We start from the raw sequence: 23,499 nt of genomic DNA on the forward strand, positions 1-23,499 counted from the left end.
GTGGTAGTATCACGGGCTAATAACTTTATATAGAAGGCGTTATGACGAAAACAGTTACTGCCAAGGATAATGGGTCGTGTCCGGAATGTGGATCGGCGTTAGTCATTCGCAGCGGCGGTCATGGCCCATTCCTTGGTTGTTCACATTATCCAGACTGCCAATATATGCGCCCACTGAAAGCGCAATCTGATGGCCATATCGTGAAAGTTCTGGAAGGGCAACATTGTCCTGAATGTGGTTCAGAGATGGTGTTGCGGCAAGGGCGCTTTGGTATGTTTATTGGCTGTAGCCAATATCCACAATGTGATCATACCGAAGTCATTGATAAACCGGATGAGACATCGATTGATTGTCCGCAATGTGGGCAGGGGAAGTTGCTACAGCGCAAATCTAGGTTTGGGAAGATTTTCCATGCCTGTAATCGTTATCCTGATTGTCAGTTTACGATTAATCAGCAACCCATTGCCGGAGAGTGCGCTTATTGCCACTATCCATTGCTAATGGAAAAGAAAACGGCGCAAGGTGTAAAACGTTTTTGTGCCAGCAAGCTATGTGGGAAGGCAGTCGTCAGTGAGTAATAACAACGTGAGTGGACAAGAAAATAGTACTGTTTTTGCCGATGTGTTGCAGGCATTACAACAAGAAGCCGTTATCGCCTATCCGACAGAAGCTGTTTTTGGTTTAGGTTGTGACCCTGATAGTGAAAAAGCAGTAAACGCCTTATTAGCGTTAAAGCAGCGTCCATGGCAGAAAGGTTTGATCCTAATTGCAGCCAATTATGAGCAGCTAAAACCTTATGTAGATGATGCGGCATTAAGTGATGAGCAGCGAGCAACGATTTTCTCCTGTTGGCCAGGGCCGGTCACTTGGGTCATTCCTGCCAATCCTAAGACACCAAGTTGGTTAACAGGTAGTTTTGATTCATTGGCGGTAAGAGTGAGTAATCATCCACTGGTACAGCAACTTTGCTTGCGATATGGCAAGCCGTTGGTTTCAACCAGTGCCAATTTAAGTGGGCAAGAGCCTTGTCGTACGGTTGAAGAGGTCAGAATGCAATTTGGCCCTTCATTACCGGTACTTGTCGGCCAAGTTGGTGGTCGCTTGAATCCATCAGAAATCAGAGATGCCTTAACCGGTAAGCAATTTCGTCAAGGGTAGGAAATAGCATGGTTCAGAAGTTCGCAGTGTTTGGTAACCCCATTGAGCACAGTAAGTCACCGAGGATCCATGCACTTTTTGCCGAGCAAACAGGCATTGACCATCAATACGGTAAAGTATTGGCTCCTCATGAAACCTTTGAGGAGGTATTAACGTCTTTTTTTGCTGATGGGGCGATAGGCGCGAACATCACTACCCCGTTCAAAGAGCGAGCTTATGCCAAGTGCGACGAGCTGACTGAGCGCGCGTCACTGGCGGGTGCAGTCAATACTATCAAGCGATTAGAAGATGGGCGCTTATTAGGCGACAATACAGACGGTATTGGTTTGCTCAGTGATCTGCAACAACGGCATTTGATCCAAACCACTGATCGTATTTTATTAGTGGGGGCTGGTGGTGCGGCCCGTGGGGTAATTCTCCCCCTGCTTTCATATGGCTGCAAAGTTGTTATCACTAATCGGACTTATGCGCGAGCACAGCAACTTGCTGAGGTATTCCATCATTTGGGCGAGATCGATGCTGTAGAAATGCAGGATCTTAGTGGTCAGCAATTTGATTTAATCATCAATGCGACAGCCTCAGGGATTCATGGTGAAATGCCAAACTTACCGACTGATATTATCAGTCCACAAGCTCGTTGTTACGATATGTTCTACCAAGCAGAGATTACCGCGTTTTTAGCCTGGAGCAGGCAGTTAGGCGCGACAAACTATACTGATGGTTTGGGTATGCTGGTGGGGCAAGCAGCACATGCTTTTCAGCTATGGCATGGTGTGATGCCTGAGATCTCGCCGGTGCTGAATCAGCTTCGTGATGAATTAGGTAGATAGGCGGGTATTAAATCCAGGCAAGCAGCCTGCAATGCAGGGAGGGCATGAGCTATTCCCTGCATCAGATATCACTCTCTATTGCGTCTCTGTCAGATAGTCATCTTTCCAGCGCACATAGTTACTCGCAGAATAGCGTAGACCTTCCACTTCCGCTGGAGTCAAAGGGCGGACTTGTTTGGCAGGGCTACCCATATAGAGGTGACCGCTAACCAAGCGTTTTCCAGGAGACACTAAACTACCTGCGCCAATCATCACATCATCTTCTACTACCGCCCCATCTAATATAATGGAGCCCATTCCCACTAATACCCGGTTACCGATAGTGCAACCGTGCAGCATGGCTTTATGGCCGACAGTCACATCTTCGCCAATAATCAGCGGATATCCCTCAGGGTTATACTCAGACTGATGGGTAACATGTAATACGCTGCCATCCTGAATATTTGAGCGGGCACCAATGATAACCTCATGAACATCACCACGAATGGCAACTAACGGCCAGACACTGACATCATCACCCAAAGTAACCTTACCAATGATCACACTGGATCTATCGACCATGACGCGTTCACCTAGTGTGGGTAGATGATGAAGATAGGGGCGAATAGCATCGGACATAGTAATAGCCTCTTTATAAGAAAGTACTTTACCGGCAATACTAGCCTTTGCTGATGGAATTACAACCAATCAGGCGGTGGGATCGCCGTGAAAATGCAACGGATCGACCAAGATCTGCACGTAAGGAGTGAAAAGTATTCAAACAGTAGAAAAAGGCGAAAAAAGAGTTGTGCAAAAAATTCGACTCCCTATAATGCGCATCCATCGAGACGGCACACAACGAATCAAGTAGTTAAGTGACCGGCAAAGAGAACAGAGAAATTCAACGAAATTAGTAGTTGACTCTGAATGAGGAAAGCGTAATATGCGCACCTCGCGTTACCAACCACGGGTTGCTAACGCACTGCTCTTTAACAATTTATCAGACAATCTGTGTGGGCACTCGCAAGACGATATCGAAGCCTGTTTCGGCAGGCAGAAGAAATATCAAAGTCTTGAAGAGTGACCAAAGCAGTACACATTTGAACTTCGGTTCGAATGCATATTTGCAGAAAGTAATCTTTGAGCATCGCTGCTTTTATTAGCAGCAAATCAAACAAATCTTAAATTGAAGAGTTTGATCATGGCTCAGATTGAACGCTGGCGGCAGGCCTAACACATGCAAGTCGAGCGGCAGCGGAAAGTAGCTTGCTACTTTGCCGGCGAGCGGCGGACGGGTGAGTAATGTCTGGGAAACTGCCTGATGGAGGGGGATAACTACTGGAAACGGTAGCTAATACCGCATGACCTCGCAAGAGCAAAGTGGGGGACCTTCGGGCCTCACGCCATCGGATGTGCCCAGATGGGATTAGCTAGTAGGTGGGGTAATGGCTCACCTAGGCGACGATCCCTAGCTGGTCTGAGAGGATGACCAGCCACACTGGAACTGAGACACGGTCCAGACTCCTACGGGAGGCAGCAGTGGGGAATATTGCACAATGGGCGCAAGCCTGATGCAGCCATGCCGCGTGTGTGAAGAAGGCCTTCGGGTTGTAAAGCACTTTCAGCGAGGAGGAAGGGGTTGAGTTTAATACGCTCAATCATTGACGTTACTCGCAGAAGAAGCACCGGCTAACTCCGTGCCAGCAGCCGCGGTAATACGGAGGGTGCAAGCGTTAATCGGAATTACTGGGCGTAAAGCGCACGCAGGCGGTTTGTTAAGTCAGATGTGAAATCCCCGCGCTTAACGTGGGAACTGCATTTGAAACTGGCAAGCTAGAGTCTTGTAGAGGGGGGTAGAATTCCAGGTGTAGCGGTGAAATGCGTAGAGATCTGGAGGAATACCGGTGGCGAAGGCGGCCCCCTGGACAAAGACTGACGCTCAGGTGCGAAAGCGTGGGGAGCAAACAGGATTAGATACCCTGGTAGTCCACGCTGTAAACGATGTCGACTTGGAGGTTGTGCCCTTGAGGCGTGGCTTCCGGAGCTAACGCGTTAAGTCGACCGCCTGGGGAGTACGGCCGCAAGGTTAAAACTCAAATGAATTGACGGGGGCCCGCACAAGCGGTGGAGCATGTGGTTTAATTCGATGCAACGCGAAGAACCTTACCTACTCTTGACATCCACAGAACTTAGCAGAGATGCTTAGGTGCCTTCGGGAACTGTGAGACAGGTGCTGCATGGCTGTCGTCAGCTCGTGTTGTGAAATGTTGGGTTAAGTCCCGCAACGAGCGCAACCCTTATCCTTTGTTGCCAGCACGTCATGGTGGGAACTCAAAGGAGACTGCCGGTGATAAACCGGAGGAAGGTGGGGATGACGTCAAGTCATCATGGCCCTTACGAGTAGGGCTACACACGTGCTACAATGGCAGATACAAAGTGAAGCGAACTCGCGAGAGCAAGCGGACCACATAAAGTCTGTCGTAGTCCGGATTGGAGTCTGCAACTCGACTCCATGAAGTCGGAATCGCTAGTAATCGTAGATCAGAATGCTACGGTGAATACGTTCCCGGGCCTTGTACACACCGCCCGTCACACCATGGGAGTGGGTTGCAAAAGAAGTAGGTAGCTTAACCTTCGGGAGGGCGCTTACCACTTTGTGATTCATGACTGGGGTGAAGTCGTAACAAGGTAACCGTAGGGGAACCTGCGGTTGGATCACCTCCTTACCTAACGATACGCATTGCGCAGTGTCCACACAGATTGTCTGATAGAAAGTAACGAGCAAATAAGGCCGGGCTGAGAAATTAGTCGGGCTTTAGTACCTTGTTGGGTCTGTAGCTCAGGTGGTTAGAGCGCACCCCTGATAAGGGTGAGGTCGGTGGTTCAAGTCCACTCAGACCCACCAACTCTACTTATCCTTGTCGCTTTTAATCGTTGCGTTACTCATGTGCGTTTGCACACTGCGTGACTCACGTTAAAACCGCCTGCGGCTAAGCGAATTGGAACACAAGGTAAACTGCTTTTTATATGGGGCTATAGCTCAGCTGGGAGAGCGCCTGCCTTGCACGCAGGAGGTCAGCGGTTCGATCCCGCTTAGCTCCACCATATAAAAAACTATTTCAAAACGTACTGCGGTCGCAAGACGCAGTGGGTTGTGAAATATTGCTCTTTAACAATCTGGAACAAGCTGAAAATTGAAACAATACAGCTGAAACTTATCTCTCCGTAGATGTACTGAGATAACGAGTAACCTGTATTAGAGTCTCTCAAATAATCACAACGCAAGTTGTCGAAAGACACCTTCGGGTTGTGAGGTTAAGCGACTAAGCGTACACGGTGGATGCCTAGGCAGTCAGAGGCGATGAAGGGCGTGCTAATCTGCGAAAAGCGTCGGTAAGCTGATATGAAGCGTTACAACCGACGATACCCGAATGGGGAAACCCAGTGCAATTCGTTGCACTATTGCATGGTGAATACATAGCCATGCAAGGCGAACCGGGGGAACTGAAACATCTAAGTACCCCGAGGAAAAGAAATCAACCGAGATTCCCCCAGTAGCGGCGAGCGAACGGGGAGGAGCCCAGAGTCTGAATCAGTTTGTGTGTTAGTGGAAGCGTCTGGAAAGTCGCACGGTACAGGGTGATAGTCCCGTACACAAAAATACACTTGCTGTGAACTCGATGAGTAGGGCGGGACACGTGACATCCTGTCTGAATATGGGGGGACCATCCTCCAAGGCTAAATACTCCTGACTGACCGATAGTGAACCAGTACCGTGAGGGAAAGGCGAAAAGAACCCCGGCGAGGGGAGTGAAATAGAACCTGAAACCGTGTACGTACAAGCAGTGGGAGCACCTTCGTGGTGTGACTGCGTACCTTTTGTATAATGGGTCAGCGACTTATATTTTGTAGCAAGGTTAACCGAATAGGGGAGCCGTAGGGAAACCGAGTCTTAACTGGGCGTCTAGTTGCAAGGTATAGACCCGAAACCCGGTGATCTAGCCATGGGCAGGTTGAAGGTTGGGTAACACTAACTGGAGGACCGAACCGACTAATGTTGAAAAATTAGCGGATGACTTGTGGCTGGGGGTGAAAGGCCAATCAAACCGGGAGATAGCTGGTTCTCCCCGAAAGCTATTTAGGTAGCGCCTCGTGAACTCATCTTCGGGGGTAGAGCACTGTTTCGGCTAGGGGGTCATCCCGACTTACCAAACCGATGCAAACTCCGAATACCGAAGAATGTTATCACGGGAGACACACGGCGGGTGCTAACGTCCGTCGTGAAGAGGGAAACAACCCAGACCGCCAGCTAAGGTCCCAAAGTCATGGTTAAGTGGGAAACGATGTGGGAAGGCATAGACAGCCAGGATGTTGGCTTAGAAGCAGCCATCATTTAAAGAAAGCGTAATAGCTCACTGGTCGAGTCGGCCTGCGCGGAAGATGTAACGGGGCTAAACCATGCACCGAAGCTGCGGCAGCGACACTTAGGTGTTGTTGGGTAGGGGAGCGTTCTGTAAGCCGTTGAAGGTGGACTGTGAGGTCTGCTGGAGGTATCAGAAGTGCGAATGCTGACATAAGTAACGATAATGCGGGTGAAAAGCCCGCACGCCGGAAGACCAAGGGTTCCTGTCCAACGTTAATCGGGGCAGGGTGAGTCGACCCCTAAGGCGAGGCTGAAAAGCGTAGTCGATGGGAAACAGGTTAATATTCCTGTACTCGGTGTTACTGCGAAGGGGGGACGGAGAAGGCTAGGCTAGCCGGGCGACGGTTGTCCCGGTTTAAGCATGTAGGCGGAGTGACCTGGTAAATCCGGTTGCTTATCAACGCTGAGGTGTGATGACGATGCACTACGGTGCAGAAGTAGTTGATGCCAAGCTTCCAGGAAAAGCCTCTAAGCATCAGGTAACATTGAATCGTACCCCAAACCGACACAGGTGGTCAGGTAGAGAATACTCAGGCGCTTGAGAGAACTCGGGTGAAGGAACTAGGCAAAATGGTGCCGTAACTTCGGGAGAAGGCACGCTGGCATTAGGTAAAGAGACTTGCTCTCGTAGCCGAAGCCAGTCGCAGATACCAGCTGGCTGCAACTGTTTAATAAAAACACAGCACTGTGCAAACACGAAAGTGGACGTATACGGTGTGACGCCTGCCCGGTGCTGGAAGGTTAATTGATGGGGTCAGCCGCAAGGCGAAGCTCTTGATCGAAGCCCCAGTAAACGGCGGCCGTAACTATAACGGTCCTAAGGTAGCGAAATTCCTTGTCGGGTAAGTTCCGACCTGCACGAATGGCGTAATGATGGCCAGGCTGTCTCCACCCGAGACTCAGTGAAATTGAACTCGCTGTGAAGATGCAGTGTACCCGCGGCAAGACGGAAAGACCCCGTGAACCTTTACTATAGCTTGACACTGAACATTGAGCCTTGATGTGTAGGATAGGTGGGAGGCATCGAAGCGTGGACGCCAGTCTGCGTGGAGCCAACCTTGAAATACCACCCTTTAATGTTTGATGTTCTAACTCGGCCCCGTAATCCGGGGTGAGGACAGTGTCTGGTGGGTAGTTTGACTGGGGCGGTCTCCTCCCAAAGAGTAACGGAGGAGCACGAAGGTTAGCTAATCACGGTCGGACATCGTGAGGTTAGTGCAAAGGCATAAGCTAGCTTGACTGCGAGAGTGACGGCTCGAGCAGGTACGAAAGTAGGTCTTAGTGATCCGGTGGTTCTGAATGGAAGGGCCATCGCTCAACGGATAAAAGGTACTCCGGGGATAACAGGCTGATACCGCCCAAGAGTTCATATCGACGGCGGTGTTTGGCACCTCGATGTCGGCTCATCACATCCTGGGGCTGAAGTAGGTCCCAAGGGTATGGCTGTTCGCCATTTAAAGTGGTACGCGAGCTGGGTTTAGAACGTCGTGAGACAGTTCGGTCCCTATCTGCCGTGGGCGTTGGAAGATTGAGAGGGGCTGCTCCTAGTACGAGAGGACCGGAGTGGACGAATCACTGGTGTTCGGGTTGTCATGCCAATGGCATTGCCCGGTAGCTAAATTCGGAAGAGATAACCGCTGAAAGCATCTAAGCGGGAAACTTGCCTCGAGATGAGTCTTCCCTGGGGCTTTAAGCCCCCTGAAGGAACGTTAAAGACTATGACGTTGATAGGCTGGGTGTGTAAGTGCAGCGATGCATTGAGCTAACCAGTACTAATGATCCGTGAGGCTTAACCTTACAACACCGAAGGTGTTTTGGTTATTTGAGAGTATATTTTAATTTTCAGCGACGTTTACAGATTGAATTGGCTGGCTGCATGGGAGTTATAGTGTAGCGGGTTGATTAAAACAGAATTTGCCTGGCGGCCATAGCGCGGTGGGACCACCTGAACCCATGCCGAACTCAGAAGTGAAACGCCGTAGCGCCGATGGTAGTGTGGGGTCTCCCCATGCGAGAGTAGGACACTGCCAGGCATCAAATTTAGAGTGCTGATATGGCTCAGTTGGTAGAGCGCACCCTTGGTAAGGGTGAGGTCCCCAGTTCGACTCTGGGTATCAGCACCAGTTACATGGGTTAAAGTTCGGTAGTTGTAGAAAAGAATTTACCTGGCGGCAATAGCGCGGTGGTCCCACCTGACCCCATGCCGAACTCAGAAGTGAAACGCCGTAGCGCCGATGGTAGTGTGGGGTCTCCCCATGCGAGAGTAGGACACTGCCAGGTATCAAATCAAGCCGAGACCCCATGCCAAAAGCGTGGGGTTTTTGCTATGTGGGATTTGGGATACCAGAGAAAGCCTTCTGCTGCACAGAGGGTTTTTTTTATGTCTGCAATTTGGTGGTAAATTTAACGAAAGATGAATTGCATCTGGTCAAATAGACTTTGTTATCGTATTAAATCTTTCTGCCATTTTTATAATCTCAGCCACAGAAAAAAAACGTTATTCCCTTAAAATCATGACTCTTAAATTGAAACGATGTTTTGATTATGAGGTTTAAATGAATGCTGGTCGATTTGCATATACAGCAGTATTGGTTGCAATGCTTAGCTGCACAGCAGTCCAGGCAAGTTCAGTGACATATCAAAAAGAAGCCATTACTGAAAACAACTTACCGGTATTTTATCCGCAACTTAAGCAGCAAATGACTTACCAAAGCTCATGGTTGGCTGGAAAGTATACTGATTTCGCGCTGTGGAAGAGTGACACCAGAAAAATCCTCAGGCAGGCATTACTCACTCCCGACTCAACAATTGCATTCTCTGCAGAAAACTTGGATCAGCAAGATCGCGGAAGCTATGTTGCAGAAAAAATAGCCTTGAATATCACTGATGAAAGTCGGGTGCAGGGGTTGCTATTAACACCTAAAACCAAAGGACCTCATCCCGCGATTGTTTTATTGCATGACCATGGCTCCAAATTTGATATTGGCAAAGAGAAAATGATTCGCCCATGGGGAGATAGTGCGCAGCTTGCCTCGGCGCAGGCATGGTCGGACAAATTCTTCAGCGGTAAGTTTATCGGCGATGAATTAGCAAAGCGTGGTTATGTGGTGCTATCCATAGATGCTATTGGCTGGGGTGATAGAGGGCCGATGAGCTATGAGCAGCAGCAAGCTTTGGCCAGTAATTTCTTTAATTTGGGCCGTTCATTAGCTGGCACTATGGCTTATGAGGATATGCGAACTGTTGATTTCCTAGCAACATTGCCATCAGTTGACCAGAAGCGCATTGGTGTTCTGGGCTTTTCTATGGGGGCATATCGCGCTTGGCAACTGGCCGCACTGTCAGACAAGGTGGCAGCAACCGCGGCTATCTCGTGGTTTGGTAACTATCAAGGTTTGATGACTCCGGGCAATAATGTGCTCCGCGGGCAATCCGCTTTTTATATGCTCCATCCCGGCATTGCCAATAAGTTGGATTTTCCTGATATCGCCAGCTTAGCAGCACCAAAACCGATGCTGCTTTTTAATGGTGGCAAAGATAAGTTATTTCCGTCGGATGCGGTAGAACAGGCATATAACAAAGTGCATGCCATTTGGCGTTCGCAGAATGCCGAGTCCCGCTTGGTGACACGCAATTGGCCTGCATTGGGGCATGTTTTTTATCAAGAGCAGCAAGCGGTGGTTTTCCCGTGGTTAGATCACTGGTTAAAACCATAAAAAAAGGCCCCAAGGGGCCTTTGATAGAGCGAATGCGATTAGTGAGAACTGCTTTGAGAAATGCCCAAGCCGGTTTGTGAACGAACAAACTGTGCTTTAAAGCGTAAGCGTTCTTGCTGGCCTTCTTCTGAGTTATCAGTAATGGAGAAGAACCATATCCCGACGAAGGCCACTATCATTGAGAACAATGCAGGGTATTCGTACGGATAGATGGGTTTTGCATGTCCTAATATAGTAACCCAGATGGTTGGGCCCAGAATCATCAGGATAACGGCGGTTAATAGCCCCAGCCAGCCACCAATCATTGCTCCACGAGTGGTCAGTTTTGACCAATACATCGAGATGAAAATGATGGGGAAGTTACAGCTGGCAGCAATGGAGAATGCCAAACCTACCATGAAGGCAATATTTTGTTTTTCAAACAGAATACCTAAGCCAATAGCAACGAATCCTAACACGATAACTGTAATTTTAGAGACTCTCAGTTCATCGCGCTCATGAGCTTTGCCCTTCTTAATCACACTGGCATAAAGGTCATGAGAAACCGCAGATGCACCGGCCAATGTCAGGCCTGCGACGACGGCGAGGATAGTTGCAAAGGCCACTGCTGAGATAAAGCCAAGGAAGAAGCTTCCCCCTACTGCATCAGCCAGATGGACTGCCGCCATATTGTTGCCGCCGAGTAACGCGCCAGCCGCATCTTTAAAGGCAGGGTTCGGGCCAACCAACAGGATCGCGCCAAATCCAATAATAAAGGTCAATATGTAGAAGTAACCGATAAAGCCAGTGGCATAGAACACACTTTTTCGCGCTTCTTTAGCATCACTAACAGTGAAGAATCGCATCAGAATATGTGGCAAACCGGCAGTACCAAACATCAATGCCAGACCAAGAGACAGTGCGGATATGGGGTCTGATACCAATCCCCCAGGGCTCATGATAGACAGGCCTTTAGGATGAACTTTGACGGCTTCGCTAAATAGTGTGTTGAAGTTGAAGTTAACCGACTTCATGACCATGATGGCCATAAAGGATGCACCGGCCAGCAGCAATACCGCCTTGATTATTTGTACCCATGTAGTGGCCAACATACCGCCAAACAACACGTAGAGCACCATCAGGATACCAACTAATACCACGGCGACGTGATAGTTCAGACCGAATAATAACTGGATTAATTTACCAGCACCGACCATTTGTGCGATCAGATACAGGGCCACAACCACTAATGAGCCACAGGCTGATAAGGTACGGATAGGTCTTTGTTTCAACCGGTAGGATGCTACATCGGCAAAAGTATAGCGGCCCAGATTACGCAAGCGTTCGGCGATTAAGAATAGAATGATTGGCCACCCGATAAGGAATCCGATGGAGTAAATCAAGCCATCGTAACCGGAGGTATAGACCAATGCGGAAATACCGAGGAATGATGCCGCAGACATAAAGTCACCGGCGATCGCCAAACCATTTTGGAAGCCTGTAATACGCCCGCCAGCAGTATAATAGTCTTGTCGGGAGCGGGTACGTTTTGATGCCCAATAGGTAATATATAATGTTGCGCCAACAAACAAAACGAACATAACGATCGCCTGAATATTGAGCGGCTGGCGATGAACTTCGCCGGTAATTGCATCTGCCTGTGACAGCGCAGGCAGAGCCAATAAGGAGAGTACGGACCAATGGCGAGTCTTCATTGCTTCACCTCACGAAGAATTTCTGCCGTCAGACGGTCAAACTCGCCATTAGCACGAATAACGTAAATACCGGTAAGAACAAAAGAAATAACAATCAGCCCCACACCGACGGGAATACCGCGAGTAATGCTGGACCCTGCATAGAGCGGGGTGCCGAGCCATTGTGGTTCGAAAGCAATAAGGAAAATGAAACCGACATATAACGCGAGGGTAATTAGCGACAGTAGCCAGGCAAAGCGACTACGCTTTTGCACCAGCTCTTTGAAGCGCGGGTTATTTTCAATCTCTTGATAAATGCTGTCATTCATCAGAGTCTCTCCTTTGAGGCATTAATTAAGGTTGCCGCCCGCAGGCGGCACAATTTACGACGGTGCTTGCATTGATTGTTTTTCTTCCAGTAATTTGTCTACGACACCCGGATCGGCGAGTGTTGAGGTATCCCCTAAGTTGCTGGTATCGCCAGCGGCGATTTTGCGCAGGATCCGGCGCATAATCTTGCCCGAACGCGTTTTTGGCAGTGAATCAGTCCAGTGCAGAATATCTGGTGTCGCGATTGGGCCGATTTCTTTACGTACCCAATTACGCACTTCGGTATACAACTCTGGTGTTGGCTCTTCGCCATGATTCAGGGTGATATAGGCATAGATTGCCTGCCCTTTAATATTGTGAGGCACCCCAACTACCGCAGCTTCTGCAATTTTCGGGTGTGCGACTAATGCAGATTCAATTTCAGCCGTCCCTAAACGGTGCCCTGAAACGTTCAACACATCATCAACTCGACCGGTTATCCAGTAGTAGCCATCTTCATCACGGCGCGCGCCATCACCACTGAAATACATCCCTTTAAAGGTAGAGAAGTAGGTTTGCTCAAAGCGGTCATGATCACCAAACAGTGTTCTGGCCTGACCCGGCCACGAGTCGGTTATGACCAGGTTACCTTCCGCCGCACCTTCTTGTGGGTTACCCAAGTTATCAACTAACGCAGGTTGAACACCAAAGAATGGGCGTGTGGCGGAACCCGCTTTCAGCTCTGTGGCTCCAGGCAGTGGGGTAATCATGAAACCACCGGTTTCCGTCTGCCACCAGGTATCAACAATTGGGCACTTACTGTTACCGATTTTGTTGTAATACCATTCCCATGCTTCCGGGTTGATTGGCTCACCGACTGATCCCATGATGCGCAGCGAAGTGCGTTTGGTTCCTTCGATGGCTTTATCACCTTCGGCCATTAACGCGCGGATAGCCGTCGGCGCGGTATACAGAATATTGACCTGATGTTTATCAATAACCTGACCCAAACGATTGACGCCCGGATAGTTGGGCACACCTTCAAACATCAGCGTAATCGCACCGCAAGCCAGTGGGCCATACAGCAGATAGCTGTGTCCGGTAACCCAGCCAACATCGGCGGTACACCAGTAAATATCACCTGGGTGGTAATCAAAAACGTATTTAAAGGTCAGTGCGGCATACACCAGATAACCGCCGGTGGTATGCAATACCCCTTTGGGTTTACCGGTAGAGCCGGAGGTATAAAGGATGAATAGCGGGTCTTCTGCATTCATTTCTTCTGGAGGACAATCAGCTGAAGCTTCTTTAGTCAGGTCATGCCACCACAAGTCCCGTCCATCTTTCCAATAACTGGCATTGCCGGTACGTTGGAATACGACGACATTCTTGATACTGGTAATTGCTGGGTTTTTCAGGGCTTCATCGACATTTTTTTTCAGTGGAATTGCACGACCAGCACGAATGCCTTCATCGGCAGTAATCACCAATTTTGAGTTAGAGTCGATAATACGGCCAGCCACTGCATCGGGTGAGAACCCACCGAAAATCACAGAGTGAACAGCACCAATACGTGCACACGCCAGCATGGCAACGGCCGCTTCTGGCACCATTGGCATATAAATAGCAACAACATCACCTTTCTTGATACCGAGCTTTTTCAGAACGTTGGCAAACTGACATACATCATGATGAAGCTGTTTATAGGTGACAGTTTTGGATTGGTTTGGGTCATCGCCTTCCCAGATAATCGCGGTTTGATCACCACGTTCTGCTAGGTGGCGGTCAAGGCAGTTGGCCGCCAGATTCAGTGTGCCATCTTCAAACCAGCGAATACTGACATGCCCGGGGTCAAAAGAGGTATTTTTCACTGTTTTATACGGTTTAATCCAATCAATAATCTTGCCATGTTCACCCCAAAACTCATCTGGGTTCTGCACAGATTGTTGATAGTATTGATTATATTGTTCTGGGTTGATCAGGGCATGCTCTGCAATTGCAGCTGGAATAGGGTGTTTATGTATTTGGCTCATAATAGTTCTCCTTGAGATTGTTAATAATATGTCAATCAAAAGTTAATTATAGTGTGAGAGGCCGTTTTGTTTCTTTTTTGGGCGACAGATCACGCATAAAAGATGTTGATTTAGTGACTTACTTAATGCGTTGCGTGGTGAATCGATATCTTAATGATAGGAGAGACGCGATGTGGTTATGCAATAAAGGAAAGAAATGTGCTCATCAGCTCATTTTCCGTGTGAAAAGGGGATATTGGTAGGCCTTAGTAATGAAAAGTATTAACTTTAGGTGATTAATGCAATTCAATATAAGTTGTTAGCCAAAAAATAATATATCAATTTACAACTGTAGTGAGAGTATTATTTTAATATCTCACGGTAATTAAAAATGTGTATATATTCCAACTTGAAATATTCATATTAAAATAAAAAATGCTAATGGCATAAATATGCATTTTAATGTTTTTACTTTTTTAATCTGTGGTCTGATTTTTTCTCTAAAAAATAGGCTTTGGTTGCAGAATATCCAAAATAAGAGGAGAATTGTGACAGTTTGAATTAACAGAATGAATACATAATGCATCAAAAAATAAAACATAATAAAAATTTATACGGCAATTTAATTTAGCTCATTTTCTATACTTTTCACTTCGAATTCTATTTGTTACGGATATATTTTACTGTTTTAATAACAAATGTTTACTGCGGATTAACGGTTTTTGGGGGCTGATATTGTCCATTGCGGTTATGTAGGCTGAGTGTAAACAAGGGTTGCAGAACAGTGCCTGGAAGTGATACTGATTTAAAACGTGGACGGCTGGCGGGAGGCTGGACCATAAGTTTTATCAACTATAGCCCCGTATTTAATGATTAAGTATTCTATTTGAGATGCTTGGTAACTTGCATTTTATGGAATGCTTTGAGGAATTTTTAGGGTATGAAAAGTGTAAAAATAGGTCTGGCCTGGCAAATTCTCATTGCGCTGGTACTTGGTATTTTGGTTGGTGCGGTTTTACATAACCACATTGAATCAAGAGAATGGTTAGTGAGTAATATTTTAAGTCCGGCGGGTGATATCTTTATCCGCTTAATTAAAATGATTGTTGTGCCGATTGTTATTTCAACTTTGATCGTCGGTATTGCGGGTGTTGGTGATGCTAAGAAATTGGGCCGAATTGGCTTGAAAACCATCATCTATTTTGAAGTTATCACCACAGTCGCGATTATCGTCGGGATTACCTTGGCGAATGTATTCCAGCCAGGGCACGGCATTGATATGTCGGCACTGACTGTCGTCGATATCTCTCAGTATGAAAAAACCACCGAACAAGTACAAAGTGGTAGCCACAGTTTGGTGAGCACCATCTTGTCGTTGATTCCTGCCAACGTCTTTGCCTCAATGGCGAAAGGCGACATGTTGCCGATTATTTTCTTCTCAGTGTTGTTTGGTTTAGGGCTGTCTTCATTGCCAAAAGAAACCAAAGAACCACTGTTGAATGTATTTAAAGCCGTCTCTGAAAGCATGTTCAAAGTTACACACATGATTATGCGTTATGCGCCTATCGGGGTGTTTGGCTTGATCTCGGTGACTGTCGCCAATTTTGGTTTTGCATCTCTTATCCCGCTCGCCAAGTTGGTTATTCTGGTGTACGCCGCGATTATTTTCTTTGCCTTAGTGGTTATGGGCACAGTAGCAAGATTGTGTAAATTGCGAATTTGGACATTGATTCGAATTCTCAAAGATGAGCTTATTCTGGCCTATTCTACGGCTAGCTCTGAAACAGTATTACCACGAATCATTGAAAAGATGGAGGCCTACGGCGCGCCTAAATCCATTACCAGTTTTGTTGTTCCGACAGGCTATTCATTTAATCTTGATGGCTCCACGCTATATCAAAGTATCGCAGCCATATTTATTGCCCAGCTATACGGTATTGAACTGTCCATCGGGCAAGAGATTATTCTGGTCCTGACTTTAATGGTCACGTCGAAAGGTATTGCCGGTGTTCCGGGCGTCTCTTTTGTTGTCTTGTTGGCAACATTAGGCAGTGTGGGGATTCCGCTAGAGGGCTTAGCCTTTATTGCGGGTGTAGACCGTATTTTGGATATGGCGCGTACTGCACTCAATGTGGTGGGAAATGCATTAGCGGTGTTGGTTATTGCCAAGTGGGAACATCAATTCGATCATAAAAAAGCTAAGGCTTATGAGAAAGCGCTGTTTGCACCGAAACAGACACCAGTTGAAAACTAGTCGTTAACTTATCTATCCACCAAAACCCCCTGTTGGCGTAATACTAACAGGGGGTATTTATTTTTAAGTGTCATAAAGAATAAGTGCGAAGGTGATTGGCTGACATTGTTAATTTAAGCCTAGGCGATATGACCAGTGAATCAGCTCGGCAACTTTGTGTACATCCAGTTTTTTCATCATATTAAGACGATGGGTTTCAACCGTTTTTTGGCTGATGGACAGCTGGTCAGCAATAATACGGTTACAAGAGCCCTCAGTGATCAGTTTTAAAACTTGGCGCTCCCGCGGCGTTAATACGGGTTGATGAGCATCAGTACCTTGGGCCAGTTTATTCATCAGATCACTATTGAGTGCTGGGTCAATATAGCGCTTGCCTGCGGATACCGTTTGAATTGCGGCCATCAGAATCTGCTGTGGGCTTTTCTTTAGCACATAACCGAGAGCACCATTGTTTAATGTTCTGCTGGCATAGTGCTCTTCATGACGAGCAGTTAATGCCAGTATCTTCATGGTTGGCCAGCGGCGAAGAAGCTGAATAATCACATCCAGACCATCCATCCCCGGTAGACCCAAATCAATGATGACAATGTCTGGCTCGGTCTGACGGCATAAGTTATAAACATCCAGCCCATTTTCCACCTGACCAACAATTTGATAACGGGGGTAAGTCATGAGCATATTTTTAATCCCATTAATAATTAGCTCATGATCGTCGACAATCAATAATCTAGTATTCATAAAGTTATTCCTTTACCTGATGATTTAAATGGAGTCGGGAAGACTCCAGGGCTGAAACAGCCTATGGATTATCTCGTCGAGGCGAGTGATATCTTGTTGTGTAATGGTTTCCTGAGCTTCTATCGCTATTTCCAGTTGAATAGTAGCGTCTTGTAATTCGATGAGTCCGGCTTGGCCGGCACAGCCTTTTAGTGTGTGGAGGTGGTCTAATAATGTGGGAATACTCTCTAGAGAGTCTCTAGCTTGTTGCAGTAACAAGTGCAGTGATTGTAATAATTTAAGGCGGAGTGAAGTATCAGCCATATCTAATAATGGTTTATGCATGGACATCTGTGGGGTGAGATTAATCCCACGTTCGAGCTGAAATTGTGCCGCCAGATCCAATATTTCAGCCAACTGACAGAAAGTGACGGGTTTCGAGAGATAATGATTCATCCCCGCCTGATAAGCTTTTATTTTTTCGTCTGGATTAGCATTTGCGCTCAGCGCCGTTATCATGCAGCAATTATCGCTATTAGCCACATCATCGCGCCAATATCGAGTCGTTGTCAGTCCATCCATCCCCGGCATGCGTATATCCATCAGCACCAGATCGAAACGCTGAGTCTGACCAATACTCAATGCGACTTCACCACTTTCTGCCAATGTGACCTGATGACCTAATTCCCGTAGCATCATGCCAACAATGTCACGATTAGTTTCTGCATCGTCGACCAATAATATAGTCATCTGCCATGGCTGTGGCGGTAAGCAGTGTTTTATCTCTTGCTGATGCAATACTGGCTGATTTTTAAGATCTAGGTATTTTTTGACTTTGGTATATAAACGGCCAGGCAGATAGTTTAATTCGTTATCAGCCAGGAGTACCTGTTGCATACCTAACGATTGATCACTCTCTGGTAGGCAGGTAATTCCCCAGGCAGATAATTGGAGATGTAAGGGGAGTGGTGCATAACATTCACCCTGAAAAGGTACCGTTGCCACTATTCCACTATAGGGTAGGATTAATACGAAACGACTACCACAGTTAGGTTGGCTGTGCAGTGTTATATGCCCTCCCATCATTCTTGCCAGATTATCTGCGATAGTGAGCCCTAAACCGGTTCCTTGCCCATGGTCACAGGTTTGGACAAAGGGGCGGAATATCTTGCGTTGATGCTCTAAATCAATACCGCAGCCGGTATCTTCCACGGTAAAGCAGAGTTGATTGTCTTCACGTTCAACATTGAGATGAATATGACCCTGCTGGGTAAATTTAACGGCATTACCCAATAAATTAATCAAAATCTGTTTGAGCCGCTGGCCATCCAGTATCAGTTTCAGTGGAACCTCTGGACTGACGTAGGTCGCAAGAGTAATAGGTTTACTCAAGGCTTGGCTGTGAATAGCTAACATTGCCTGATCCAATAAAGGCAATAATGCAGCTTTCTCTTGGGCCAATTCTAATTGGCCTGATTCAATACGAGAGAAATCCAAAAGATTATTGATGATTGCCAATAAAGAGTGTGAACACTGGCGAGCGGTTTCTGCTAAACGATTTTGCGCTGATGTCAGAGGCGTATTTTGTAATAGTTCAATTGCTCCCAAAGCCCCATTGAGTGGAGTGCGGATTTCATGGCTTATGGTTGTCAGATGCTCACTCTTACGATGATTGGCCTGTTCTGCGGCTTGTTTTGATTTTGCCAGTGCCAGTGTGCGTTCTTTTACTTTCATTTCTAATGTGTCGTACTGCTCATTTAATTTATCCAGTAACTTGTTGTAAGCACATGCAATATGCCCTAATTCGTCCATACGCTTAATGGGTAAACGTGGCTCCATAGCTTGTGGGCCGGTAGCCCCAATAATATTGACGAAGTTGCGTAAAGGAATGGCCAGGTAATATCGTAGTAATAAGAAGAGTATGAGGGTAAGCAACAGCAAAATAGCCAGCGCAAATGGGAGTTGATGCAAGGCGGGCTTTGCTGCTTCCCAGGCAAAACCTACTCGCGGATAAATAACTAATTGCTGCCAGCCCGGACCTTTTAGCTGAGTCCGCAATACCAGATAATCAGGTGTTTGTTGCCAACCATCATGTAACTTACTATTTTTTAGTTGTTCAAGAATTTCATATAACTGATTTGACGGTATATTTTTTTTAGAGATCGGCAGCAACTCACCATATTGATCTAACCATAAATTAATATCTCGCCGCCCTATCGGTTGATTGTCTGAGACTAATTCATTCAGTTTTAATGAAAATCCTGCTAATGCACCCGCTTTATTGCATGTCGCAACTGAGACATGCCAGCCATTTTGTGGCGTATAAGTTGGCATACCCCAGAAGACATTATCGTGGGTTGGGAATATGGGGAGTAATAGCAATTCTTTCCGTCGCTGCTGCAAATAATCATTGGATACTTCTCGCGGCTTGAAGATTGTAATTCCCTCTTCTCTATTAATTGTAAAACTATCAAGGTAATAGGTTTGTCCAACAGTACCGTAAGCTTGTGTTATCGGAAGGTCGTACTTAGATTGAGGGGTATTGCAGGTTATTGAGTTAATAAGAGTATTGCTATTAGCATCATTATGTTGGAAGAGTATGGGAAGCCGCCAGCCAACTTGATAGCTTGCCTGGTTATTGATAAGTGAAGTTGCATCCCGTTCCGCCCCTTCAAATTGATAGTTACTTAAATCTGCGCGTAAGGAGGCCATTTGTGTTAATTCATTCACTAATCTCTGGCGCGTATTCTCATATGAAAAGAATGCTGTCGTTGCAGTCGAAATTAGCCAAATAGCCATCAAAGCTATGCCCAGTAATAGTGTCAATCGAGTGACGAGTGATGATGATTTTTCCATAATAGTCACCTGACTGTTTTTTTCAGTACGCCACAGTCAAAACTTGATATCAAGAATTACACTAATTTGATTACTACTCGTTTTAGATTCATTTAATTCTAGAAAGAGAGTAAATCAGGTTTTTGCTCTATAACGAATGTTTAATTACGAAGGATAATTGGTATGTGATATTTCAGGAGTAACCGCTAATGCTGGAAATATTGAAAATGCAGTCTTTAGTCAGAGATATTGATTTCTCAGATAAAAATACTGTGAGCTTTACATTAAATGAGATTCCAGCCAGAGCTGTAGATTATAACCATTCTATTTGCGTGGGAATTTTTTTTATAGAGAAAAAAATGATATCAGATTCAGTTATCCGCTATATCACGCTTATGCTGGTGGCTCTTGATGATACGCAAGATTTCGCTTTACAGCTTAAAGATGGTTATTGGTGGTTTTGGTGCCGATATACTATTGATGATAGAGATAATATAAAAAATACGCGTCATGATTTTTCAGTAAAATTAGAGAAAATTTATGCTGTTGTTCAGCATTTTAATTCAATGACTGTCTCCATAAATTCTTCTAAATCAAATATCTTAAGTGAGAATGAAAATAATCTTGGTAAGGTTATATCATGAAAGAAATTACTGGCTTGATCTTACTGCTTTCTATGCCACTGGCCTATGGGCAAACCATCCCATGGCAAGGTGAGCCTTTCTTCATCTATAGCCGTGGTATGACCGTATCAAATTTATTAGAAGACTTAGGGACGAATTATGGTGTCTCTGTCATCGTTAGCCCTGAAATAAATGAAAAATTTAGTGGAAAAATCTTGGATAAAACACCCGATCAAATACTGACAGAGTTAGCAGGGTTATACAATATTACGTGGTACTACGATGGTGAGATACTCTACTTCTACAAAACACAATCAATCAGAAAGGAGTTTGTATCGCCTGATGGAATATCAACGACCACTTTAATCAAATATTTACAGCGTAGTAACGTGTCTGCGGGTAAGAATTGCGCGGTAAAGGCAATCTCTCGTCTTGGTACAATTGAAGTTACTGGCGTGCCTATATGCATTGAGCGGGTAACGACACTGAGCAAAATGCTATCTTCACAAGTTCGTAAACAGAGCCAAAATAAAGAAACGGTAAAAGTATTCCAGCTTAAATATGCCTCTGCAGCTGACTCTAGCTATCAATATCGCGATCAATTAGTCAAACTCCCTGGCTTGGTTAGTGTGCTGCGCGAAATGAGTGCTGGCAATAGTTTGCCCTTAGCGGGTGGCAAAGAACAAGGTGAAGCTCCTGTCAGTATGCCACTTTTCTCTGCTGATCCCCGGCAAAACGCCGTTATTATCCGTGATCGCCAAGTTAATATGCCACTTTATAGTAGTTTGATTACACAATTGGATCAGCGGCCTGTTCAAATCGAAATTTCGGTAACTATTATTGATGTTGATGCGGGAGATATCAGCCAACTCGGTATCGATTGGTCGGCATCTACCTCTATTGGTGGCACGGGTATCTCATTTAATAGTGGCTCGACCAAAAACAACACTGATGGATTCTCGACTGTCATTGGTGACACTGGAAACTTTATGGTCCGCCTAAGTGCATTGCAGCAGAACTCTCGAGCCAGAGTTTTATCCCGTCCTTCTGTTGTTACCTTAAACAATATTCAAGCGGTATTAGATAAGAATGTAACGTTCTATACCAAGCTGCAAGGTGATAAGGTGGCAAAACTGGAGTCAATAACATCGGGTTCATTATTGCGAGTGACGCCTAGAGTTATTAATGCAGATGGCGTAAAAGAGGTCCTACTTAATCTTAATATTCAAGATGGTCAACAGCAAGCATCGACTAATAGCAATGAACCGTTACCTGAAGTACAAAACTCTGATATTTCGACACAAGCTACGTTACGTGTTGGACAAAGTCTACTCTTGGGCGGGTTCATTCAAGATAAGCAAATTGAATCACAAAACAAAATTCCATTATTGGGTGATATTCCTTTATTAGGCGGATTGTTTCGCAGTACCAATAAACAATCTCATAGTGTTGTCCGGCTATTTCTAATCAAAGCCGTACCGGTTAACACAGGGGGATAATATGGCGGTCAGATTCAAACTGCGTTTGCTGAGTGGCGAGCTGAATGGGCGTGAATTGAGCTTACCAGAGGGAGAATTTACTCTGGGAGAGCAGGGGTGTGATGTGCTCTTGCCATTATCTCAAGGACAAGTACTGACCTTGATAATAAGCAAAAATCAAATAATGCTACAGGTGTCTGGGACTGTGTGGGTTAATGGTTTCAAACACGATTTGCAGGTTCCAATTCCTTTGCGCCAAGTGATTGAAGCTGCTGGATTAGCATTGATCCTCGGTGAGGAAACGGATGTTCTCAGTGAGATAAAAATACCTCGCCGCTCAGGAGCACGTTTATTGCTATGGTTATCCATGGTGACATTTGTACTATTGTTTCTGTTTGTTATGCTTATATTCTGGTTTACACAGCAATCTAGCCGATTGTTTTCTTACCTTCCCCCCGATATTCCAACTCAATTATCAACGCAATTGAAACAGCCAGCTTTAGAGGGAATAAAAGCAGGTTGGTTATCAGATGGCAGCGTCATGCTGAGTGGGCACTGTACGTCATCGTCAGCGGTCATTCAGCTGCAAAACTTCTTAGTTCGAAATCAGATAATCTTTCGCAATAAGTTAGTTTGTGATGATCATCTTACGGCCAGTGTTAGTGATGTATTACATCAATATGGCTATCAGAATATTGAGGTTCGTACCGGAAAAACGGCAGGGAATGTTATTCTTTATGGCGCAATTGAGATGGGAGGGCAATGGTTAAAAGTCCAGGAAACACTGGCAACCGTTGCCGGGTTAAAAGGCTGGACGGTGGTTAATTCCCATAATGGACAAATTCCACGATTAGTTGAGCACCTGAGAGCGTTGGGATTATTAGGTTACCTGAGCATGACACAAAGTCCTAAAGACATTGTTATTAGTGGGGTGCTATCACCTGAGCAACAGCAGCAACTTAAACAGATGCTGGCAACATTAGCTGGGCCGCAATCTGACGAATTACCCGTGAGATATCAGAATATCCCCGCCTCAGATCAAACGACCCAACTTCTTCCTGCGGCGATTGCCAGCTATGGCGGGAATAACCATGCAAAATTTGTACAACTGGCTAATGGAACTCGTTTGCAGCAAGGAACGGTGCTGCAAAATGGCTATAAAATCATTTTTATCTCAGAGCTGGGGCTTTCACTATTAAAAGAGAATAGCTTAATACAAATACCAATGAACTTTTAACGACAGGTAAATAAGCAATGCGACATATTACTGAGCTGGAAGACGGTATTAAGTATCAAACTATATCAATCCAACAGAAAAAAACTTTATTGATAAAAGAAAAAATATTAATAATCCACCAATTGTCTATCCAGCAAACACCTGATGATTATAAAAAACTAAATAGTTTAATGCTGGCATTGGACAGTGCAGAAACGATCATAGAAACATTGATTGTTCGCTATGAAAAATAAATTCATGCTCGGTGCTATTTCT

Annotated in this window: 16 protein-coding genes, 3 tRNA genes and 4 rRNA genes; 17 read left to right on the forward strand and 6 right to left on the reverse strand. The window is 45.8% G+C overall.

The genetic code is table 11. The features are described 5' to 3' along the window. The first annotated feature begins 41 nt into the window (after nucleotides 1-41). The 3 genes from N0H69_RS01435 to aroE are packed head-to-tail and all read left to right on the forward strand — an operon-like array spanning nucleotide 42 to nucleotide 1,988. Nucleotides 42-578, forward strand: coding sequence for a DNA topoisomerase family protein (locus tag N0H69_RS01435; RefSeq protein ID WP_050110027.1), 537 nt, complete (start codon nucleotides 42-44; stop codon nucleotides 576-578). A 7-nt stretch (nucleotides 579-585) separates the two neighbouring features. Further along, complete coding sequence (tsaC, locus tag N0H69_RS01440; protein WP_050136161.1) at nucleotides 586-1,158, forward strand: L-threonylcarbamoyladenylate synthase type 1 TsaC; 573 nt, start codon at nucleotides 586-588, stop codon at nucleotides 1,156-1,158. 8 nt (nucleotides 1,159-1,166) lie between these two features. Continuing rightward, the gene (gene aroE, locus N0H69_RS01445) at nucleotides 1,167-1,988 is read left to right on the forward strand and encodes a shikimate dehydrogenase (RefSeq protein ID WP_050152330.1); all 822 of its coding nucleotides are present in this window, start codon (nucleotides 1,167-1,169) and stop codon (nucleotides 1,986-1,988) included. 75 nt (nucleotides 1,989-2,063) lie between these two features. Here aroE and N0H69_RS01450 read toward each other — a convergent pair whose 3' ends face one another. Then, nucleotides 2,064-2,606: a gamma carbonic anhydrase family protein gene (locus N0H69_RS01450; RefSeq protein ID WP_050152329.1), complete on the reverse strand. Its 543-nt coding sequence runs from the start codon at nucleotides 2,604-2,606 to the stop codon at nucleotides 2,064-2,066. A 304-nt stretch (nucleotides 2,607-2,910) separates the two neighbouring features. Between N0H69_RS01450 and N0H69_RS01455 the strand changes: the two genes are divergently transcribed. From N0H69_RS01455 to N0H69_RS01495, 9 genes are all read left to right on the forward strand, one after another. Then, entirely contained in the window at nucleotides 2,911-3,051 is a 141-nt protein-coding gene (locus tag N0H69_RS01455) for a hypothetical protein (RefSeq protein WP_162928760.1), read from the forward strand. Nucleotides 3,052-3,150: 99 nt separating this feature from the next. Beyond that, a 16S ribosomal RNA gene (locus N0H69_RS01460) occupies nucleotides 3,151-4,693 on the forward strand. Nucleotides 4,694-4,795: 102 nt separating this feature from the next. Next, nucleotides 4,796-4,872 (forward strand) — tRNA-Ile (locus N0H69_RS01465). 124 nt (nucleotides 4,873-4,996) lie between these two features. Then, nucleotides 4,997-5,072: transfer RNA gene (locus N0H69_RS01470), tRNA-Ala, on the forward strand. A 208-nt stretch (nucleotides 5,073-5,280) separates the two neighbouring features. Beyond that, nucleotides 5,281-8,187, forward strand: a 23S ribosomal RNA gene (locus N0H69_RS01475). A 120-nt stretch (nucleotides 8,188-8,307) separates the two neighbouring features. Continuing rightward, nucleotides 8,308-8,423 (forward strand): 5S ribosomal RNA (gene rrf / locus N0H69_RS01480). Between the two features lie 14 nt (nucleotides 8,424-8,437). Continuing rightward, nucleotides 8,438-8,513: transfer RNA gene (locus tag N0H69_RS01485), tRNA-Thr, on the forward strand. A 41-nt stretch (nucleotides 8,514-8,554) separates the two neighbouring features. Continuing rightward, nucleotides 8,555-8,670, forward strand: a 5S ribosomal RNA gene (gene rrf / locus N0H69_RS01490). Together the 16S, 23S and 5S rRNA genes with 3 tRNA genes alongside form the textbook arrangement of a ribosomal RNA operon. Nucleotides 8,671-9,089: 419 nt before the next feature. Continuing rightward, nucleotides 9,090-10,106, forward strand: a complete 1,017-nt coding sequence (locus tag N0H69_RS01495; RefSeq protein ID WP_172665483.1) for a dienelactone hydrolase family protein — start codon at nucleotides 9,090-9,092, stop codon at nucleotides 10,104-10,106. Nucleotides 10,107-10,144: 38 nt separating this feature from the next. On the opposite strand, the gene actP is transcribed toward N0H69_RS01495, so the two are convergent. From actP to acs, 3 genes are read right to left on the reverse strand one after another with little or no spacing between them, the layout of a single operon-like run. Continuing rightward, on the reverse strand, nucleotides 10,145-11,800 hold the full coding sequence (gene actP, locus N0H69_RS01500) for a cation/acetate symporter ActP (protein ID WP_050110576.1): 1,656 nt from the start codon (nucleotides 11,798-11,800) through the stop codon (nucleotides 10,145-10,147). Beyond that, a complete protein-coding gene (locus N0H69_RS01505; RefSeq protein ID WP_050110575.1) occupies nucleotides 11,797-12,108 on the reverse strand; it encodes a DUF485 domain-containing protein in 312 nt (103 codons plus the stop codon). Before N0H69_RS01505 ends, actP begins: the two co-directional genes overlap by 4 nt. Before the next feature lie 54 nt (nucleotides 12,109-12,162). Then, on the reverse strand, nucleotides 12,163-14,121 hold the full coding sequence (gene acs, locus N0H69_RS01510; protein ID WP_050110574.1) for an acetate--CoA ligase: 1,959 nt from the start codon (nucleotides 14,119-14,121) through the stop codon (nucleotides 12,163-12,165). A 919-nt stretch (nucleotides 14,122-15,040) separates the two neighbouring features. On the opposite strand from acs, the gene gltP reads away from it, so the two are divergent. Beyond that, nucleotides 15,041-16,354: a glutamate/aspartate:proton symporter GltP gene (gltP, locus tag N0H69_RS01515; protein WP_050110572.1), complete on the forward strand. Its 1,314-nt coding sequence runs from the start codon at nucleotides 15,041-15,043 to the stop codon at nucleotides 16,352-16,354. Between the two features lie 108 nt (nucleotides 16,355-16,462). On the opposite strand, the gene N0H69_RS01520 is transcribed toward gltP, so the two are convergent. Next, entirely contained in the window at nucleotides 16,463-17,092 is a 630-nt protein-coding gene (locus N0H69_RS01520) for a two component system response regulator (protein WP_050152387.1), read from the reverse strand. 24 nt (nucleotides 17,093-17,116) lie between these two features. Continuing rightward, nucleotides 17,117-19,927 carry a two component system sensor kinase gene (locus N0H69_RS01525; protein ID WP_050152386.1) on the reverse strand — a complete coding sequence of 937 codons (2,811 nt, stop codon included), beginning with the start codon at nucleotides 19,925-19,927 and terminating at the stop codon, nucleotides 17,117-17,119. A 188-nt stretch (nucleotides 19,928-20,115) separates the two neighbouring features. On the opposite strand from N0H69_RS01525, the gene N0H69_RS01530 reads away from it, so the two are divergent. From N0H69_RS01530 to N0H69_RS01545, 4 genes are read left to right on the forward strand one after another with little or no spacing between them, the layout of a single operon-like run. Then, on the forward strand, nucleotides 20,116-20,550 hold the full coding sequence (locus tag N0H69_RS01530; protein ID WP_050152385.1) for a hypothetical protein: 435 nt from the start codon (nucleotides 20,116-20,118) through the stop codon (nucleotides 20,548-20,550). Further along, on the forward strand, nucleotides 20,547-22,028 hold the full coding sequence (locus N0H69_RS01535; RefSeq protein WP_050121803.1) for an EscC/YscC/HrcC family type III secretion system outer membrane ring protein: 1,482 nt from the start codon (nucleotides 20,547-20,549) through the stop codon (nucleotides 22,026-22,028). Before N0H69_RS01530 ends, N0H69_RS01535 begins: the two co-directional genes overlap by 4 nt. A 1-nt stretch (nucleotide 22,029) precedes the next feature. Beyond that, complete coding sequence (gene sctD, locus N0H69_RS01540; protein ID WP_050152384.1) at nucleotides 22,030-23,244, forward strand: type III secretion system inner membrane ring subunit SctD; 1,215 nt, start codon at nucleotides 22,030-22,032, stop codon at nucleotides 23,242-23,244. 17 nt (nucleotides 23,245-23,261) lie between these two features. Beyond that, a complete protein-coding gene (locus N0H69_RS01545) occupies nucleotides 23,262-23,477 on the forward strand; it encodes an EscE/YscE/SsaE family type III secretion system needle protein co-chaperone (protein ID WP_050152383.1) in 216 nt (71 codons plus the stop codon). Nucleotides 23,478-23,499 lie beyond the last annotated feature (22 nt).

Origin of the sequence: Yersinia alsatica (genome assembly GCF_025133195.1) — a bacterium.
In the GTDB taxonomy this organism is placed as follows: domain Bacteria; phylum Pseudomonadota; class Gammaproteobacteria; order Enterobacterales; family Enterobacteriaceae; genus Yersinia; species Yersinia alsatica.

Coding starts and splice junctions, on each gene's coding strand:
- N0H69_RS01435 (WP_050110027.1), top strand. CDS start 42: ATGACGAAAACAGTTACTGCCAAGGATAATGGGTCGTGTCCGGAATGT.
- aroE (WP_050152330.1), top strand. CDS start 1,167: ATGGTTCAGAAGTTCGCAGTGTTTGGTAACCCCATTGAGCACAGTAAG.
- N0H69_RS01450 (WP_050152329.1), bottom strand. CDS start 2,606: ATGTCCGATGCTATTCGCCCCTATCTTCATCATCTACCCACACTAGGT.
- N0H69_RS01455 (WP_162928760.1), top strand. CDS start 2,911: ATGCGCACCTCGCGTTACCAACCACGGGTTGCTAACGCACTGCTCTTT.
- N0H69_RS01495 (WP_172665483.1), top strand. CDS start 9,090: ATGACTTACCAAAGCTCATGGTTGGCTGGAAAGTATACTGATTTCGCG.
- actP (WP_050110576.1), bottom strand. CDS start 11,800: ATGAAGACTCGCCATTGGTCCGTACTCTCCTTATTGGCTCTGCCTGCG.
- N0H69_RS01505 (WP_050110575.1), bottom strand. CDS start 12,108: ATGAATGACAGCATTTATCAAGAGATTGAAAATAACCCGCGCTTCAAA.
- acs (WP_050110574.1), bottom strand. CDS start 14,121: ATGAGCCAAATACATAAACACCCTATTCCAGCTGCAATTGCAGAGCAT.
- gltP (WP_050110572.1), top strand. CDS start 15,041: ATGAAAAGTGTAAAAATAGGTCTGGCCTGGCAAATTCTCATTGCGCTG.
- N0H69_RS01520 (WP_050152387.1), bottom strand. CDS start 17,092: ATGAATACTAGATTATTGATTGTCGACGATCATGAGCTAATTATTAAT.
- N0H69_RS01525 (WP_050152386.1), bottom strand. CDS start 19,927: ATGGAAAAATCATCATCACTCGTCACTCGATTGACACTATTACTGGGC.
- N0H69_RS01530 (WP_050152385.1), top strand. CDS start 20,116: ATGCTGGAAATATTGAAAATGCAGTCTTTAGTCAGAGATATTGATTTC.
- N0H69_RS01535 (WP_050121803.1), top strand. CDS start 20,547: ATGAAAGAAATTACTGGCTTGATCTTACTGCTTTCTATGCCACTGGCC.
- sctD (WP_050152384.1), top strand. CDS start 22,030: ATGGCGGTCAGATTCAAACTGCGTTTGCTGAGTGGCGAGCTGAATGGG.
- N0H69_RS01545 (WP_050152383.1), top strand. CDS start 23,262: ATGCGACATATTACTGAGCTGGAAGACGGTATTAAGTATCAAACTATA.